12 protein-coding genes and 1 pseudogene are annotated in these 15,094 nt (G+C 61.1%); 6 read left to right on the top strand and 7 right to left on the bottom strand.

Annotation, left to right across the window (positions count from 1 at the left end; genetic code table 11):
- Positions 1-260 precede the first annotated feature (260 nt).
- Positions 261-1,573 (top strand): annotated as a pseudogene (locus tag G9X64_RS07255) (MFS transporter).
- A gap of 179 nt (positions 1,574-1,752) precedes the next feature.
- Here the strand turns inward: G9X64_RS07255 and G9X64_RS07260 are convergent.
- Entirely contained in the window at positions 1,753-3,294 is a 1,542-nt protein-coding gene (locus tag G9X64_RS07260) for a DHA2 family efflux MFS transporter permease subunit (protein ID WP_171376266.1), read from the bottom strand.
- Positions 3,295-3,580: 286 nt separating this feature from the next.
- The gene (locus tag G9X64_RS07265; protein WP_168312548.1) at positions 3,581-4,489 is read right to left on the bottom strand and encodes a flagellin N-terminal helical domain-containing protein; all 909 of its coding nucleotides are present in this window, start codon (positions 4,487-4,489) and stop codon (positions 3,581-3,583) included.
- 406 nt (positions 4,490-4,895) lie between these two features.
- Here G9X64_RS07265 and G9X64_RS07270 point away from each other — a divergent pair, with 406 nt between their 5' ends.
- Positions 4,896-5,054 carry a hypothetical protein gene (locus tag G9X64_RS07270; RefSeq protein ID WP_246270929.1) on the top strand — a complete coding sequence of 53 codons (159 nt, stop codon included), beginning with the start codon at positions 4,896-4,898 and terminating at the stop codon, positions 5,052-5,054.
- A gap of 54 nt (positions 5,055-5,108) precedes the next feature.
- Positions 5,109-7,130: a beta-N-acetylhexosaminidase gene (locus G9X64_RS07275; RefSeq protein WP_171376267.1), complete on the top strand. Its 2,022-nt coding sequence runs from the start codon at positions 5,109-5,111 to the stop codon at positions 7,128-7,130.
- An 86-nt stretch (positions 7,131-7,216) separates the two neighbouring features.
- Here the strand turns inward: G9X64_RS07275 and G9X64_RS07280 are convergent, their stop codons facing one another.
- Positions 7,217-7,693: a winged helix-turn-helix transcriptional regulator gene (locus tag G9X64_RS07280; RefSeq protein WP_171376268.1), complete on the bottom strand. Its 477-nt coding sequence runs from the start codon at positions 7,691-7,693 to the stop codon at positions 7,217-7,219.
- A gap of 90 nt (positions 7,694-7,783) precedes the next feature.
- Here G9X64_RS07280 and G9X64_RS07285 point away from each other — a divergent pair, with 90 nt between their 5' ends.
- Together G9X64_RS07285 and G9X64_RS07290 are read left to right on the top strand one after the other, a co-directional pair.
- The gene (locus tag G9X64_RS07285) at positions 7,784-8,599 is read left to right on the top strand and encodes an oxidoreductase (protein WP_171376269.1); all 816 of its coding nucleotides are present in this window, start codon (positions 7,784-7,786) and stop codon (positions 8,597-8,599) included.
- A gap of 48 nt (positions 8,600-8,647) precedes the next feature.
- Positions 8,648-9,649 (top strand): NADP-dependent oxidoreductase, encoded by a 1,002-nt coding sequence (locus G9X64_RS07290; protein WP_171376270.1) that lies wholly within the window; start codon positions 8,648-8,650, stop codon positions 9,647-9,649.
- A 206-nt stretch (positions 9,650-9,855) separates the two neighbouring features.
- Here the strand turns inward: G9X64_RS07290 and G9X64_RS07295 are convergent, their stop codons facing one another.
- Positions 9,856-10,719, bottom strand: a complete 864-nt coding sequence (locus G9X64_RS07295) for a helix-turn-helix domain-containing protein (RefSeq protein ID WP_512700251.1) — start codon at positions 10,717-10,719, stop codon at positions 9,856-9,858.
- Positions 10,720-10,873: 154 nt separating this feature from the next.
- Between G9X64_RS07295 and G9X64_RS07300 the strand changes: the two genes are divergently transcribed.
- Positions 10,874-11,788, top strand: coding sequence for a DMT family transporter (locus G9X64_RS07300; protein ID WP_171376271.1), 915 nt, complete (start codon positions 10,874-10,876; stop codon positions 11,786-11,788).
- 15 nt (positions 11,789-11,803) lie between these two features.
- Here G9X64_RS07300 and G9X64_RS07305 read toward each other — a convergent pair whose 3' ends face one another.
- The 3 genes from G9X64_RS07305 to G9X64_RS07315 all read right to left on the bottom strand — a co-directional run bounded on the left by G9X64_RS07305 (position 11,804) and on the right by G9X64_RS07315 (position 15,094).
- Complete coding sequence (locus G9X64_RS07305) at positions 11,804-13,006, bottom strand: ROK family transcriptional regulator (RefSeq protein ID WP_168313593.1); 1,203 nt, start codon at positions 13,004-13,006, stop codon at positions 11,804-11,806.
- A 96-nt stretch (positions 13,007-13,102) separates the two neighbouring features.
- On the bottom strand, positions 13,103-14,302 hold the full coding sequence (locus tag G9X64_RS07310) for an MFS transporter (protein ID WP_168315127.1): 1,200 nt from the start codon (positions 14,300-14,302) through the stop codon (positions 13,103-13,105).
- Positions 14,303-14,317: 15 nt separating this feature from the next.
- Positions 14,318-15,094, bottom strand: coding sequence for an SDR family oxidoreductase (locus tag G9X64_RS07315; protein WP_168315126.1), 777 nt, complete (start codon positions 15,092-15,094; stop codon positions 14,318-14,320).

A 15,094-nucleotide genomic window follows, 5' to 3' on the forward strand; every position in this document is an offset into this window, starting at 1 on the left:
GCGAGATTTGCTGGCATCGCAGGAACGGCGCGATTGCCGCAAAAAGCAGTCCAAAACCTCTCACACACTTTCCTCCCAACCTTGGCAGCGGCCTCTCAGGCTTCGGCCTTAAGCTTCAGATCAGATGTACGAACGGATCACCTTGCAGAGTGTCATAAAACGCCAGGTAAAGCTGGCAAATGGGCATCGCGGCTTGCGGTTGTGATCTTTTGGGCTGAATGCGCTATGAGCGGACCACGGCAGCCGGGTATGGAAAACAAATGACCACAATCACAATCGACGATGCACTCAACCACGCGGGGGCAGGACGATATCAGCAACGGCTGATGGCCATCTTCGGCCTGGTCTGGCAGCTGACGCCATGCAGGTCATCGCAGTGGGCTTCACAGCGGCTTCGATTGCCACGAGCTTCGAACTTACGGTGCCGCAGGCGCTTCAGACGGGCACGGTGTTTTTTCTTGGCATGTTTCTGGGCGCAATGGGATTTGGCAGGCTTGCCGATCGGATCGGCCGCCGCGGCGTTCTGATCGCGACTGTCTCCTGTGATGCGGTCTTTGGCACCCTGTCGATATTCGCGCCAGACTTCACCTTCCTCCTGTTCATGCGCTTCCTGACCGGAGCAGCGGTCGGCGGGACCTTGCCAGTGGACTATGCGATGATGGCCGAATTCCTGCCGGCGAAGAACCGAGGCAGGTGGCTGGTGCTGCTGGAGGGTTTCTGGGCCGTCGGAACCCTGGTTGTCGCACTTACAGCCTGGCTGCTCAGTCTATGGAACGTGGCAGAAGCCTGGCGGTTTATCTTCGCCGTAACAGCGGTTCCGGCGATTATCGGGGTCAGTCTGCGGTTCTTCGTGCCGGAATCACCGCTCTATCTTCTGCGCAATGGGAGGGGTGAAGAAGCAAAGGCGATCATCGACCGGATGGCCCTGGTGAATGGCCGCGATGCTCTGGGACAAGAGGTTAATATCGCGCCTGCGACACCGACCCGTGGTATCGGAATATTCTCCCGCGCTCTCCGGCGTCGAACCCTTCTGATCCTCACGGTTTGGTTTCTGGTGTCCATTTCTTACTATGGTGTCTTCACTTGGATGCCTCCGAAACTTGCCGGGGACGGCTTTGGGTTCGTTCGAGGCTACGGTTTTCTTGTGCTGATCGCGCTTGCCCAGATTCCCGGGTATGCGCTCGCTGCCTACGGCGTTGAAAAGTGGGGGCGGCGTCCAACGCTTGTGGCATTTTGCATCCTTTCCGCGATCGGATCCATTTTGTTTGTCATCGGCTCATCCGCACTCTTGGTAGCGTCGTCACTGCTGATCATGAGCTTCGCGCTACTTGGTACGTGGGGTGCACTCTACGCCTATACGCCAGAGCTTTATCCTACTGCGTCCAGGGCAACCGGAATGGGTGCCGCCGGTGCTATGGCTCGGCTTGGCGGACTGCTCGCGCCGTCGTTGATCGGTCTTTTTGTGACTGAAGATTTCGGCCTGGTCATCGGGATTTTCGCTGCTTTGCTGCTGTTGGCAGGTGCTGCAGCCTATTTCATCGATGCCGAGACGCGCAGTGCTAAGCTAGCCTAGAAGCCGTTTGACCGATGCGTTGCTTCCATCTCAGGATCGCGGAGGGTAGGGTTCTGACCTTGTCGCAGAATAAGCGTTTGTGGCGAAGACTGCCAGCTGGCGGCGCTATCGCAGTCTCGGCTCCAGGTTTTCCAACAACTTAGTTGACTCTCCTTAAAGCGGTTTCGTCAACCTTGGTTTCACGTCGACGTTGGCCGCCTGGCAAAGGGCACGGAGAGCAGGGCGCAGCCGGTCAGGACGGCAATTGCCATCCAGGCCTCGTTGATCGCCTGGACGCTTGCCGCGGTCTGGACCAGCGGATCAAGCATCGCGGTGGTATCCGCGTCGAAACCGCCACTGTGCCCCGATATGGTCTGAAGCGGTGCGCCGACGAATGTCGCAGCCTCGACGTCGCCGGCTTGAAGACGGGTCCAGAGGCCCTGTCCCAGCGGTTCCGAGCGCGTGTAGATGATGGTGTCGATGAGAGCGATGCCGATAGCGCCGCCGAGATTGCGCATCAGATTGAAAAGACCGCTCGCGTCGGGGATGCGGTCCGGCGGCAGAGTGCCGAGCGCCAGCCGCGTCGGCGGCAGCAGGCAGAACATGATAGCGACTCCGCGCACGACCTGCGGCCAGAACATCGCGTCATAATCCGAACGAGGATCCTGAAAAGCGCTCATTCCGACACCGATCGCAAACAGCGCGAAGCCGGCCGCCGACAGCAATCGCGCGTCCATCCGCTTCTCCAGCGCGACCGCGATCGGCGCCGTGATCAGCTGCGCAATGCCGGTCACCAGCATCGTCATGCCGATTTGGAGGGCGTCGTGTCCCCTGATGAAAGCGAGAAAGACCGGCATGAGATAGACCGAACCGAAGAGGCCGATGCCGAGCACGAAGCTCAGAACCGATCCGACGAGAAAGTTTCGATCGCCGAAATTGCCGAGATCGACGATCGGACGGTTTCTGCGGAGCGTTCGCCAGACGAAGGCAGCTCCGGATGCAAGACAGACGGCCAGCAGACTTAAGACATAGGCCGAGATCCAGCCGCTCGTCGGCGCCTCTTTCAGGCTGAGTTCCAGGGTGGTCAGTGCGGTTGCCATCAGCAGAAGCGACAGACCGTCGAGATGCCTGAGTTCGGACGGATCGGTCGCCTGCCTTGGCAAAGACCGTGCCGCCAGGATTGCCGAGGCAATGCCCGGAAGGATGTTGATCAGGAACAACCAGTGCCAGGAGTAGGTCTGCGTCAGCCACCCGCCGACGATCGGGCCGACGGTCGGGGCCAAAACCGCGAGAACGCCGGCGATCGTCGTCGCAAGCGCCTGCCGCTCGTTCGGGAAGAGAATGAACACGGCGGAAAACACCGAAGGGATCAGGGTTCCGCCGGAAAAGCCCTGAAGCACCCGCCAGGCGACCAACTCCCCGAAGCTGCCGCTCATCGCACAGCCGGCGGAGGCCGCGACGAACAGGCTGATGGCGCTAACGAACAGCCATCGCATCGTCAGCAACCGCGTCAAGAAGCCGGTGAGCGGGATCGCCACCACTTCGGCGATGAGATAGGCCGTCTGTATCCAGCTCATCTGATCCGGATCGATGCCCAGCGCCGACTGGATGGTCGGCAGCGAGGTCGCCACCACCTGGACGTCGAGGATCGCCATGAACATGCCGACGCACATCGCCATGAAGCCGAGCCAGACGATGGCGGGTGTTTCGTCAGAGCGGGCAGATTCAAGTCGTTCCGACATGCGATGATCCCGCGCGCTGCATTCTCCGCCCAGGGTGCGAAGACTAAGGCCGATCCTGTTTACGATCGAGACGGTCGACGGCATGCCGCAAACAAAGACGTGGAGCGGCAATTCCGCCGATGCCGACACCATAGTTCGGATGAGGACGGAAGCGATAGGGATCTGCCAACACAAATACGTCACCAACGCGACCGGGCCTGACCGGGAAGGCCAGGCTCGGTGTTTCATCAGCGAATGTGGTCCGGGCGTGCTATGCGCCCGGCTCACTTTGCGTCAGCCAGGACGATTAGCTGCGGAAGAGCGACAGGATATTCTGCGACGACGAATTCGCGATCGATAGCGACTGGATCGCAAGCTGCTGCTGTGTCTGCAAGGCAGACAGCCTGCTCGACTCCTCCTCCATGTCGGCATCGACCAGCCGTCCCACGCCCGACTCGATTGAATCGGACAGCGCACCGACGAAGTCTTCCTGCAATTCGATGCGTGTCGAGATCGAACCCAGCTGTGCAGCGGCGGAGGTCATCGCCGACAGCGCGTCTTCGACGGTCGAGAGCGCCGACTGGATCTGACCAGTGGTGAAGTCGGTAATGTCGAGCGAATAGACCGAACCGGTCGCGCCCGACGAGGTGCCGAGGATACCCGTGGAGGTTTCGATCGACCCGCCGCTCATGCCGAACAGCACATTGCCCGCCGAGCTGGTATCCAGGGCATAGTCCGTCACCTTGACGGAAACGGCGCCGGAGCCGTCACGAACAAAGGACGATACGACGCTTTTCGTGCCGTCCTCGCCCGCGACCCAGTTCTCGCCAGAGAACGACGCCGACTGGGCAATGCTCAGCAGCTGATTCTGAAGCTGCGTGATTTCTTCCTGGATCTTGGATTTGTCCACACCGTCTTCAGTCGCTGCCACAAGCTTGGATTTGATCTCGTCGACGACGTCGATCGCATTGTCCATTGCCGTATAGGCAGTATCGACCTTTGCCGCGCCGAGGCCAAGGGCATCGGACACAGCCGAAAGCGCCTTGTTGTCGGACCGCATCGTGGTGGCGATCGACCAATAGGCAGCGTTGTCGGATGCGCTGTCGACCCGATAGCCGGTAGAGACACTGTTCTGTGTCGTTTCGAGATTGGAATTGATGCTGCGCAGCGTCTGAAGGGCAGCCATCGCGGAATTGTTCGTATTGATGCTCGTCATTGGAAATTCGACCCGTTCATGAAGGTGGATGTGTTGCATCCCGGGTGAATCCGGGCCGTGGCGAGCAGCCTCATGCTTATCGACCCGTGTTCGGGAAGGTCAATTCGCCATCGTTGGGCCAATTATGGTACTTAAAAGTACCTTAATCGTTAACACGAAGGGACGCGTCGATATTTTTTGCAGAAATGTGAGGCGAAGGCTCGGCTGCGCGATTTGCCGGCCATTTTTTCGGTGAAGGTCATGCCCAGTCGAGCCGATCCGGAGGGCGCTACAGAAATTTCCAATCGGCAATTGACGTGTCGGCGGGAAACTGACTATCAATCTTAAATCAATTTGATTGACTTCAAAAAACGGGATCGCGGGATGAGGTTGAGCGAGGATGCACCCCGCCCCATCGGAGCCGGCTTTGCGGCAGCAACCGCTGCAACCAGGCTGGGCCTACGCGATCATCGGCAACGTCACGCGTTCGGCCTTCTACGAAAAGGCCGCCGGCGCGATGCCGATCCCCAATTCCGCTCCCGGTATTACGCCGGAATACTCCAGACCTGATTTTCAAAAGGCCTGATCTTCAAGAGGCCAGATCTTCAAGAGGCCCGATCTTCAAAAGGAAAGAGTGACCATGTCCACACCGCGACCGAAAACCCTGCGGCTTGAAACCCTTTGGAACCCGCCTGCGGACGGCAAGGAATTTTCCTACATCCTGCGCCTCAAGAACCTCGGCACCGAACCGCTTTCGAATTTCTCCCTCTGCGTCAGCGGCCCGGGTCGCGTCGACCCCGCCGGGCGCGTCGAAGGCGCCACGGTTTCGCAGCGGCTCTCGAATTTCACCGAATTCCAGCCGCCGGCCAATTTCGTTCTCGGCGCCGGCGAGACGTGGACGATCTCGGTCTACGCACTGAGCTGGCAGTTCCGTCACTGGACGGACGGAGCGACAAGCGGCTATCTCGCGCTTTCCGACGGCAGCACGATCGTGCTCACCATCGAGCCGACGCGATCTTCGGTCAGCAACGCGCCCTTGAAGCGTGGCGCCGAGATCTATCCGGTTCCCGTCAATGCGCCCGTTCAGGTATCGATCATCCCCTGGCCGAACCATGTGGCGGTCACTTCCCGTCGGCCCTTGCCGGCCGGCTTTGCGCCGCAGGCGCAGAGCGCTGAAGGGGAGGCGGCATCAAGAAGTTTCGCAGCGCTGGTCGAACATCTCTTCGCCGTCGAAGGCATCGTGCGGAGCGAGGCGGAAGGCGCGGTACCGGTTGCCCTGAAGGATGCCGCCGGCTTCGGGCCAGAGGCCTATCGGCTGAGCTTCGAGGGTGAGACGATTACGATCAAGGCAAGCAGCCAGACTGGCTTCCTCTACGGCCTCGTCACACTCGGCCAGATCTGGCGCGGTGCAAGGCTGCATCCCGGGGCCTTCCAGTTTCCGGCATCCGGCGAGATCATCGATGAGCCGTCGATGGGTTGGCGCGGCCTGCATCTCGACGTCGCCCGCCAGTTCTATGGCGCGGCCGAGGTCAAGAAGCTGATGGCGGTGCTTGCCTGGAACAAGCTCAACCGCTTTCACTGGCACCTTTCCGACGACGAGGCCTGGCGCGTCGAGATAGGCGCCTATCCCGCCCTGACCGAAATCGGCGCCTGGCGCGGCCACGGTATGGCCGTTCCGCCGCTGCTCGGTTCGAGCCCGGCCCGGACCGGCGGTTATTACACCAAGGCTGCCATCCGCGACATCGTCGCCCATGCCAAGAGCTTCGGCGTCGAGATCGTGCCGGAGATCGATGTCCCGGGCCATTGCTACGCCATGCTGCAGGCGATACCGGAGCTGCGCGATCCTGCGGAGGTCGGCAGCTATTATTCGGTTCAGGGCTTTCCCGACAATTGCATCAATCCGGCCCGCGAGAAGACCTATGAGATCATCGAGACGATCCTTTCGGAACTCATCGAGCTCTTTCCGTTCAAGATCATCCATCTCGGCGCCGACGAAGTACCGCTCGGCGCGTGGTCCGGCTCGCCGGAAGCGCTCGAGCGCCTGCGCAGCGTGGCGGGCGACGAGGTTGCCGATGCGCATGCCAAGCGCCTGAACGTCGTGACCAATACCCACGGTGCAGACGATATCCACGGCTCGGGTGCCGCCATCCTGCAGGCGGAGTTCCTGAACCGCGTCCAGCGCTTCCTGGCGAGCAAGGGCTGCATCACCGGCGGCTGGGAAGAGGCGGCCCATGGCGATGTCATCGACAAGGCAAAAAGCTATCTCTGCAGCTGGCGCAATGTCGAGATCTCGGCCGAACTTGCCGAGCGTGGCTACGAAATCGTCGTCTGCCCCGGACAGGTCTACTACCTCGACATGGCGCTCAGGCCTGACTGGGATGAGCCTGGCGCCAGCTGGGCAGGCACCTCCGACGCGGAGAAGCTCTACAATTTCGACCCCATCGGTGGCTGGACGGCGAGCCAGAAACAGAAACTCCTCGGCATCCAGGCCTGCATCTGGTCCGAGCCGATGACGGATCGTGCGGTTTTCGACCGCCTCGTCTTCCCGCGCCTTTCCGCGCTTGCCGAAACGGGCTGGACGAAGCCTTCGTCCAAGTCGTGGGAGCGTTTCAGGGCGCTCGCAGGACTGATGCCGCTGCTCTACGGGCTGCAGCAGTCGTAGCGCCCGGATTGGGCCACGGGTTTTGATTTGAGGATTACCCTTGCCATCGCCGGAGACGGTGATGGCGGGGGATACTGACATCGCTTTCAAAGGGCGTTATCAGGTGCCGCTTCATCTGCCGCGGGCAGCTCGCATTCGGGTGCGGCGATACGAATAGGACGTGTTCCAATCGGCGCGCCGGTCTCGCGGTCGATGGTGACAGGATCAATCTCCGTACCGGTCTCAGCGTCGAAGAAGCGGGTGACCGCACCGCCGCCGCGGTGCTTGCGGCCCCAGGCGCCGATTGCAAACAGCACCGGCAGAAAGTCGCGGCCAGCTTCCGTCAACACATATTCGTCGCGCGGCGGACGCTCTGAATAGCGACGCTTTTCCAGCAATCCTTCCTCGGTCAGCGATGACAGCCGCCCCGTCAGCATTGTCGGGACGATGCCGAGGCTTTTCCGAAATTCATCGAAGCGGGTCAGCCCCGCATGGGCGTCGCGCATGATCAGCATGCTCCACGCATCGCCGACGAGCGCCAGGCTGCGGGCGATCAGGCAGGGCTGTTCGGAAAGATTCTTCATGTCGATATCTTTTTAGTAGTGACTCGCTATCGATTTGATAGTAACAGAATGCGCATCGATGTTCCACGACAAAAACGAAGGCAGACGTCAATGAGCAAGAGAGAACGCGGTATTGCCCTGGTCACCGGGGCTTCCTCCGGCATCGGGCTGGTGACGGCGAAGGCGCTGCGGCGCGACGGTTACCGGGTGTTCGGCACCAGCCGAAAGCCGATGGCCGACACTGCCGATGGGATCACCATGCTGGTCTGCGACGTCATCGACGATCAATCCGTGCAGGGCGTCGTCGACGCGGTGCTGAAACGCACGGGACGGATCGATCTTCTCGTCAACAATGCCGGGATCGGCCTGCTCGGCGGCGCCGAGGAATCGACGACGGCGCAGGCCAAAGCCGTGTTCGACGTTAACGTCTTCGGCACGATGCGCATGACCAATGCAGTGTTGCCGGTGATGCGGCGGCAGCGGAGCGGCCGGATCGTCAACCTGAGCTCGATCCTCGGGCTGATCCCGGCGCCCTTCAACGCGCTCTACGCAGCGACCAAACACGCGATCGAAGGGTATTCGGAATCCCTCGATCATGAAGTGCGCACACAGGGCATCCGCGTCGTGCTCGTCGAACCAGGCGTCACCCGCACCTCCTTCGAGGAAAACATCACGCGCCCCGACCGACCGCTTGCCGTCTATGATGCGGTGCGCGCCGACGCGGAGAAGCTGATGCGCGAGATCGTCTCAAAAGGCGACGCGCCCGAGGTGGTCGCCGCAACCGTCATCCGGGCTGCGAATGCGGCCTCGCCCAAGCGACGCTACACAGCGGGGAAGGCCGCAGGACAGGTGCGTTTCATCCGCCGCTTTCTGCCCGAGTCCTTCGTCGACAAGAGCCTCCGGAAATTCAACAAACTTCCCGATTGATCCTGCCTGCCGCATTGTCGGCTCATCGCAACACGAAAGTTCGCCCTCATGAAAGCATTCCTGATCGATCGCTACAAGAAGGGCGGCGCCCTCAGGCTCGGCCAGAGCCCTGAACCGCAGCTGCGCGAGAATGACGTCATGGTCGAGATCCATGCCGCTGGCGTGAACCCGCTGGATGCCAAGATCCGGGACGGAGAGTTCAAGCTGATTTTGCCTTACCGGCTTCCCTTGGTGCTCGGCAATGATGTCGCTGGTGTCGTGGTCCGGGTGGGCGCCAATGTCCGGCAATTCAAACCCGGTGACGAGGTCTATGCGCGTCCTGACCAGGATCGCATCGGCACCTTCGCCGAGTATATCGCCATCGACGCTGCCGATGTTGCGCTGAAGCCCGCCAATCTCACCATGGAAGAGGCCGCATCCATTCCGCTTGTGGCGCTGACCGCATGGCAGGCGCTGGTCGAGCGCGCCAAGCTGCAGAAGGGGCAGAGGGTGCTGATCCATGCGGGCTCCGGCGGCGTCGGCACCATCGCGATCCAGCTTGCCAAACATCTCGGCGCCCACGTGGCGACAACGGCAAGCACGGCAAATATCGATCTGGTGAAAAGCCTCGGCGCCGACGCGGTGGTCGATTACAAGAAGGACGATTTCGAAAAGGTTCTGAAGGGTTATGACGTCGTGCTGAACAGCCTCGGCAAGGAGACGCTGGAGAAATCGCTCGCCGTCCTGAAGCCGGGCGGCAAACTGATCTCGATATCAGGTCCGCCCGATCCCGATTTCGCCAGGGAAAACGGTTTCGGCTGGCTGATGCAACAGGTCATGCGCTTCTTGAGCTTCGGCATCAGGCGGAAATCGAAACGCCGGGGGATCAGCTATTCCTTCCTCTTCATGACGGCAAACGGCGCGCAACTCGGCAAGATCACCGCGCTTATCGAGGCGGGCGCCATCCGCCCCGTCATCGACCGGGCCTTCCCGTTCGAGAAGACCAACGAGGCGCTGGACTATTTGGAAAAGGGACGCGTCAAGGGCAAGGTCGTCATCGCGGTGAAGTGAGGTCTGGAAGACCGAAGAGCCCTCGGTTGAGAGCAATTCCAGCAAAAGTGTGCAGCGGTTTTGCGTTCGGAATTGCGTGAAAACAAAGAGATAGAGCATTTTCGTGATTCGAAGAAAAACGGAAATGCTCTAGCCGAGCGGCTTTTGCAGAACGTCGATGCGCGGATTGGTTTCGGAAAAGACAAGTGCGGTCGAACGAAGGGGCTTCACTGTCGTTGCCGGTAGGCAGAGGGCGTGATGCCTGTACCCAACTTGAATGCCCGCGTCATGTGGCTCTGGCTGCTGAAGCCGCAGGCCGAAGCGATCTGCGCGATTGGGTCCATGCCTGATAACATCGATTTGGCGCGCTCGACGCGCCGGTGGGCCACCCAGCCATGCGGGGACACGCCGTAGCTTGCCCGGAACATCCGCTGAAAATGAAACGCGCTAAGCTGCCCGATCGCCGCCAGATCCTGCAAGCGGATTGTCCCACCGAGATGGGCCTCGATATACTCCAGACTCCGGCGCCGCACATGAGGAGCGAGCCCGCCGCTGATCGCGCAGGGACGCATTCCTCCAAAACGCGGATCGACGAAAAAATCGTTGATCGCCTGCGTCATCGCTTCTTCAGCCAGCAGATGACCGCCCGCCAACATCGCTTTCGTCATCCGCCGAAGCGTGTGTGCCAGGGCGGGTGCATCTGCGAAGGTCACTTCGGGAAGAGCCATGAGCCGAGCATCGCGGTCAAACGTCTCGGCAAACATCCGGCGCATCTGATCGTCGGGAACATACAGATGGACGAATTCGAAGAAGTCGGTGATTTCCCATTCGGACGAGTGCCCCTGTGGCATGATGCACAGGACTCCGGGACGGCCGCACGCGGCGGAGATGCCATCCAGACGACGCGTTCCGGCGCCACCTCTGAGATAGAGGCTGAACGTATGACCGTTCGGCCGCTCATAGCTCATCCTGTCGTGTGCATTGCTCCAGATGGCAGCTGATCGCCCGAAACCCAAATCGATGGATTGCGACATCCGCGCATGGGGAGATGCCGACAAAAACCTGAAAACCGAAAGGCGGCTATCTTTCACCAATTCTTCCCCATGCCCGGCCACGCCTTGCGAACAATACTGGTGGACGACCCGCATGGCGAGCAGGAAGTCCGGGGAAATCGATTTAACAGCAAGAATCTGCAAGAGAGCTGCGCGCGGTTTGCCTATTGGTCGGGAAAACGAGGATCACTCCATGGCAAATGCCGCTCTCTTCATCGCGACCGTCCTCATATGGGGGACGACCTGGATCGCCATTGCGATGCAGGTCGGCCCCGTGCCGGTCCTGGTCTCTGTCTTTTACAGATTTGCGGTCGCAGCCGTGATCCTCGTCGCCATCCTGGCTGTCATGCGGCAGCTCAAGCTCCCTGCCTTGCGCGATCAACCTTTCATCCTTGCGCAAGCGCTCTGCCTGTTCAGCCTCAATTTCATCTGTTTCTACTACGCTGCCGCCTCTATCCCATCCGGGCTAATCTCCGTGATCTTCTCGCTCGCAACGATCTACAATGCCATCAATGCGCGCCTCTTCTTCGGCGACCGCATTACAGGCCGCACGCTTCTCGCAGCAGCACTCGGAGCAACCGGCCTCCTCCTCCTTTTCGGACAGGACGTTATCGTCGATTTCGATATGGGCACGCTGAAAGGGATCGGGCTCGCAGCGCTCGGCACGCTGTTCTTCTCGCTGGGCAATATGGCATCGCGTCGAAACAGCGCGGTCGGAATCTCACCGCTGACCGCCAATGCCTGGGGCATGACCTATGGCGCGATCATCCTCCTCTTCCTGATTGCCGTGACGCAAACGCCGATCGTGGCACCGCCCAACATCAGCTATCTTGCAGCCCTGCTCTATCTCGCGGCAATCGGATCGGTGATCGGCTTCACCACCTACCTCATGTTGGTGTCCCGCATCGGCTCCTCACGCGCTGCCTATGCCACCGTCCTGTTCCCGATCGTCGCCCTGTCGTTGTCGACGGTCTTCGAGGGCTACCACTGGAGCGGTCTGGGCCTGATCGGCCTGGCGCTGACGCTTCTCGGCAACGTCGTCATCTTTGCGCGACCTCTGGCCCGTCGCCAGCCGCAGTCAGATGCGAGGCTGCCGGCCGGCGGATGAGAGCCGCGGTGTCTGCTAGCCGAGCGGCTTTTGCAGGACGTCGAAGCGCGGATTAGTTTCGGAAAAGATCGGCAGGGCGGCGGCGCCGAGGATTGCCGTATCCTTGCCGGTCATGCCGATCATCACCCGAGGTACCGTCCGCTTCTGGTTGGGATCAATTGGGGTGTGCAGCGGCTCCAGCCGCTCTGCAAGCCGAAGCATCAGCGATGTCGATATGCTGCCGCCGAGCACGATCGTCTGCGGATCGAAGGCAAGTTCCAGAAAATCGACGGTCTGCCGCAGCGGCTGGACGGCCTGATCCAGCCAGGCGTCGAGACCTTCGCCGCCCCGGGCGATTAGCGCGTCGAGCTCGTCAGGCGACAGCTCCTCGGCATTGGCAATGCCCATGTATTCGTAAGCGACGGCCGGCGAGATATAGCGATCCAGACAGCCGCGCTTGCCGCAGCTGCAGAGCTTGCCATGCGGTTCGACGATGATATGCCCAATCTCGCCGGCATTGTTGCGGCTGCCCTTGTAGAGGTGGCCGTCGAGGAACATTCCGGCACCGATGCCACCCCCGCCGGCGAGAAACAGATAGACGAAGCTGCCGAACCCGCGGGCAACGCCATGAAGACGCTCGCCGATTGCCGCTGCCGTCGCATCGTTCTCGACCAGCACCGGCACCCTGACCCGCTGTTCGAGCTCATGCCCGACGGGAAAATCCTGCCAGTCGGGGAGGCTCTGCGGGCTGAGCGACGTGGTGCCGCCATCGGCATAGCGGCCGGGCAGGGCCATCCCGACGCCGAGCAGCCTGTTCCGGTCGAATGTGAAGGCCTGCTGAAGATCCTCGACCATTGCTTGGAGAGCCGGCATCGCCCTTTGTGGATCCGGATGTTCGACGTGCCGCTCGATCCGCGCGCAGACGGCTCCGGAGAGATCCGTCAGGACCCCGCTTGCGCGCTGGCGGCTAAGTTCGAGGCCGATCGAATAGGCGCCGCGCGGATTGATGGAATAGGGGATGATCGGCTGGCCGCGCGCCAGCTTCTGCGCCTCGGATGGAACGAGAAGGTGCGATCTCTCCAGTTCCTCGACGATATTCGACACGGTCTGGGCAGTCAGCGCCGTCATCCGGGCGATTGCCGCGCGCGACAAGGGACCGTTCGTGCGGACAGCCTCGATCACCACACGCCGGTTGTGAGACTTGGCCTGCTCGAGATTCGTGCCGGAGATCGCCTTCATGTCGCCTTCAAAGGAAATGGTGCGTCACCCTTGTCACAAGACGTACACCGATGAAAGCTCCATTCTTCTTCACGTCCTATTTGCCAATGGCGTCGGCTAATGGACTTTGCCTCTATGCAGGAGGCCGATGATCGCTATCCCCGCCAATCCGGTGACGGCGCTCAGGATCGCGGTTCCCGAATAGCCCGTCACATAGGTGCCGGCGGCAAAAACCAGCGCGCCGATCCCGGCGCTCGCAAAGATATTGACGGAGATCAGGGCGCTGCCGAGCCCCGGCCGATCGGCGATCAGATCCTGCAGATAGGTGATCGGAATGCTGATGATCGCCGACGCTCCGATTCCGGCGAGCAAGGTGAGCGCATAGAGGTGCCACGGCTCGGAGGCAAAGCCGAGGAGGCTGAGGAAGACGGCATAGATAATGGTGCCGGCGGCAAGCGCCGTCATCTGGCCGGCCTTCCGCGCGATCCGCGACCAGACGATGATGAAGACGACCTCCAGCAATGCGACGATGCCGACCAGAATGCCGACATCGCTCAGCCTGCCATGCGCAGCACCGGTGGCGATCAACGGCAGCAGGGCGTCATTGAGATGCAGCGTGCTGGTGATCAGCGCCACCCCGCAAATATGCGCCGAGATCCGTGGCGAAACCACCTGGCGAAGCGCGCCAAGATAGCTGAGATGATGAACTGCTGCCATCTCCGTGCCTGCTCGCTTCGGCAGGGCGAAGACGATGATCCCCTGGCAGAGCAGGCATGAGATGCTGGCAAAGAGGTAGGCCGGCAGCATGCTCGATGCGCCAGACAGCAGCAGGCCGGTTATCCCGGGGATCAGCACCCAGGACAGCGAGATCATGGCACGCACGCCGGAGTTGGCCGTCACCATGTCGCTTCGGTTCATGCCGTGCATCGCCGCACGTGCATTGGCAAACAGCAGCGAGTTCAGCGCTCCGTAAATCGGCAGGGGCAGCAACCCGCTGATGACGAATATGGCCGCTGTAGGAAAAGCGTAGACCATGCCGTAGCCGAAAATGCCGAACAGGCAGGCGCCGATCATCGTCGACCGGTACTCGCCAAGCCGGTCGGCGAGATTGCCGAGCAGGATGCTGATGACGACGTTCACCGCCGCCGAGACGAAACTCAGGAACGAATAGAGGCCGTCGCTCAAGCCCAATTCGCGGATACCCACGACCGAACGATAGGGTGCCGTCATCGCCCCCGCCATTCCGAAGGTGAAAATGGCGATCATGCTGGCGCGGATCGCCGGATTGCGAAAGACGTCGGGGAAAAGGCGGCTCATGCGGTCATCTGAATGTCAGTAATGTTCCGATTGCGAGAAGGTCCGCGCAAGTTCGGCCTGGCCTGCCGTGAGGCCGCAATCGACAGGCAGGCAGACACCGGTGATGGAGGCGGCCTGGGGGCCGGCGAGGAAGGCCACGGCATTGGCAACATCCTTCGGATCGACGACCCGCTGCAGCGGATACCAGCGGCGCGCTTCCTCGAAAACATTTGGATTGGCGGCCGCGCGTGCTTCCCAGGCTTGCGTCTTCACCGTGCCGGGTGCAACGGCGTTGGACCGAATGCCGAACTTGCCGTATTCGACGGCGACCAGCCGGGTGAAATGCAGAAGACCTGCCTTGGCGGCGCTATAGGCCGGGTGTCCGAAGACATGCATGCCGTTGACCGAGGCAATGTTGACGACGGAACCCTTCGAAACCGTCAGCATGGGCTCGAACGCGCGGAAACATAAGAATGCCGCCTCGAGATTGAGCGCATTGTCCGCCCGCCAGATCTCGGGCGTCGTGTCGTGCAGGCTGGTCGCGCGGGCGGCACCCGCATTGTTGACCAGGGTTCGAACCACGCCGACGTCGGCGGCGCGTCTTGCCAATTCCGCTATGCTCGTCTCGCTGGTTACATCGCATTGGATGGCGACGAAGCGATTATCCGGCCCGAGCTTCAATGCCACGGCAGCCGCAGCCGCACCGTCAATATCGGCGAGCAACACGACGTCGTGGTCATCGGCGAGCCGTGCGGCGATCGCCGCGCCGATATCGCCTGCAGCGCCGGTAACGATGGCTATCGACTGCGTCAT

It is taken from the genome of Rhizobium sophorae, from assembly GCF_013087515.1.
In the GTDB taxonomy this organism is placed as follows: Bacteria; Pseudomonadota; Alphaproteobacteria; order Rhizobiales; family Rhizobiaceae; genus Rhizobium; species Rhizobium sophorae.

Coding starts and splice junctions, on each gene's coding strand:
- G9X64_RS07275 (WP_171376267.1), top strand. CDS start 5,109: ATGTCCACACCGCGACCGAAAACCCTGCGGCTTGAAACCCTTTGGAAC.
- G9X64_RS07260 (WP_171376266.1), bottom strand. CDS start 3,294: ATGTCGGAACGACTTGAATCTGCCCGCTCTGACGAAACACCCGCCATC.
- G9X64_RS07300 (WP_171376271.1), top strand. CDS start 10,874: ATGGCAAATGCCGCTCTCTTCATCGCGACCGTCCTCATATGGGGGACG.
- G9X64_RS07290 (WP_171376270.1), top strand. CDS start 8,648: ATGAAAGCATTCCTGATCGATCGCTACAAGAAGGGCGGCGCCCTCAGG.
- G9X64_RS07310 (WP_168315127.1), bottom strand. CDS start 14,302: ATGAGCCGCCTTTTCCCCGACGTCTTTCGCAATCCGGCGATCCGCGCC.
- G9X64_RS07280 (WP_171376268.1), bottom strand. CDS start 7,693: ATGAAGAATCTTTCCGAACAGCCCTGCCTGATCGCCCGCAGCCTGGCG.
- G9X64_RS07285 (WP_171376269.1), top strand. CDS start 7,784: ATGAGCAAGAGAGAACGCGGTATTGCCCTGGTCACCGGGGCTTCCTCC.
- G9X64_RS07315 (WP_168315126.1), bottom strand. CDS start 15,094: ATGACGCAGTCGATAGCCATCGTTACCGGCGCTGCAGGCGATATCGGC.
- G9X64_RS07265 (WP_168312548.1), bottom strand. CDS start 4,489: ATGACGAGCATCAATACGAACAATTCCGCGATGGCTGCCCTTCAGACG.
- G9X64_RS07305 (WP_168313593.1), bottom strand. CDS start 13,006: ATGAAGGCGATCTCCGGCACGAATCTCGAGCAGGCCAAGTCTCACAAC.